The sequence below is a fragment of the Roseateles sp. P5_B10 genome, assembly GCF_056400485.1.
Map to the genome: position 1 here is coordinate 1 of NZ_JBFULE010001159.1, position 1272 is coordinate 1272.

The 1272-nt window shown below is 68.0% G+C and carries 1 protein-coding gene and 1 pseudogene; one reads left to right on the forward strand and one right to left on the reverse strand.

Annotated elements, in window-relative coordinates:
• Positions 1-377 (reverse strand): annotated as a pseudogene (locus AC1DU6_RS31720) (hypothetical protein); the annotation flags it as partial.
• 124 nt (positions 378-501) lie between these two features.
• Between AC1DU6_RS31720 and AC1DU6_RS31725 the strand changes: the two are divergent.
• A partial coding sequence (locus AC1DU6_RS31725) for a GGDEF domain-containing protein (RefSeq protein ID WP_477862158.1) occupies positions 502-1272 on the forward strand: 771 nt, incomplete at its 3' end.

A 1272-nucleotide genomic window follows, 5' to 3' on the forward strand; every position in this document is an offset into this window, starting at 1 on the left:
GCCGTGGCCTGGTGGAATTCGCTGCGCACCCAGCGCTGGCCGGGTGTCAGCCCCTTGGCCTTGGACGTCTCCATGCGACTCTGGCCGACGCTGCTGGCAGCGTCGATGAAGCCGGCATAGACGGTGCGGCCCTGCAGCGCCCAGACCCGGGCGCCTGCCGGCGGCTTCACGTTGGCACCAACGGCGACGATGACGCCGTCCTTCATGACCAGGGTGCCGTTCTCGACGATCTGGCCCGGCGCCAGCACCAGCCGCGCGCCCGTCAAGGCGTGCCAGCGTGGCGTTGCATCGCGCAGACCCTGAGGGATTTCACTGGGCTGCTGGGCCTGGGTCAGGCCGGTCAGCAGGGCGAGCAGGGAGACCGGAAGCAAGCGCATCGTCTCGTCTTGTGATGGCGCCGTGGTACGGCAAGGACGCGGACTCTAACGCCGTGATCTGCGTCATGGCCGAAAGCCTTCAGTCCTGCGATAGTCGAGCCTAAAGATCGACTCGGAGACTCCTATGAGCAGCGCTACTTCCGGCACGCCCGCTTCCGCCGAGGACCCCATCGCCGCCCGCCTGCGAGCCTTGCTGGTACGCGCGCCAACGGCCGTCGCCTTCGTTTCCGGCCAGCGCTTCGAAGTCGTCAGCGAGGAGTTCAACCACCTGTTCGGTTTCAACGACGACGGTGAACTGGCCGGACAGCCTACGCGCCTCGTCCACACCACCGACATGGCTCACACAGCGCTGCAGGAACGCGCCGCCGCCGCCTTCGCCGCGGGTCGACCGCTGGACGAGGAGATCGAATACGTCAAGCGCGACGGTCACCGGTTCTGGGGCCGCCTGCAGGCCACGCCGGTGCACTGGGAAGCGCCCGCTGGCGAGTCGCTGTGGATCGTCGAAGACGTCAGCGCCGCCCGCGCGCTGCGCCTGCAGCCCACCTGGACGGCCAAGCACGACGCCGTCACCGAGCTGGCCAACCGCCGGGAGTTCGAGCGCCGCCTGGGCGAGCATGTCGGCAGCCGGCGCAACGAGCCGGTGTCGGTGCTGTGGGTTGACGTGGACCGTTTCGGCGAGGTCATCAAGGACATGGGCGCCGAGGTGGGTGACCATTTCCTCTACGGCCTGGGGCAGATGCTGATCAGCAAGGTGCGGGCTTCCGACCTGGTCGCGCGCCTGGAGGAAGATCATTTCGCCATCCTGCTGCCCGACTGCGACCAGCATTACGCCCAGATCATCGCGGAGAAGGTGCGCTCGTCCATCGCCAGCTACCGCCTGYGCTGGGGCCTGCAC